The organism is Psychrobacter sp. GW64-MNA-CIBAN-0177 (genome assembly GCF_040309585.1).
GTDB classification, from domain to species: Bacteria; Pseudomonadota; Gammaproteobacteria; order Pseudomonadales; family Moraxellaceae; genus Psychrobacter; species Psychrobacter okhotskensis.
In genome coordinates this window covers 1-274 of record NZ_JBEOOY010000212.1, presented here as the reverse complement: position 1 = coordinate 274, position 274 = coordinate 1, and the positions used below count along the sequence as shown (strand labels likewise).

The 274-nt window shown below is 42.7% G+C and carries 1 protein-coding gene; it reads left to right on the top strand.

Annotated elements, in window-relative coordinates; all coding sequences use genetic code 11:
• Positions 1-60: 60 nt before the first annotated feature.
• Positions 61-132, top strand: coding sequence for a hypothetical protein (locus AAEY79_RS14825; protein WP_352289126.1), 72 nt, complete (start codon positions 61-63; stop codon positions 130-132).
• The last annotated feature ends 142 nt before the right edge of the window (positions 133-274 follow it).

Below are 274 nucleotides of genomic sequence, written 5' to 3'. Positions count from 1 at the left end.
CTCGATGTGGATGGCAACGGCGCTATTAGCCAAGCTGAAGCATCAGTTGACGCCTCACTTATGAGCCAGTTTACTGAGCTTGATACTGACCAAAACGGTGAGTTATCTAAAGCAGAGTTTTCTAAGGCGTAACCAGCTTTAGTGCTCAATACTACTACTGATTCTGAGTTGCCCAAGACAACCTAAATAGGCAAGGGAGCCTATGACAAAGAATCGCAAGGATATGAGGTTGATAGTTTTGAGCCAATTATTTTTTATTTGACGAACATTGCAC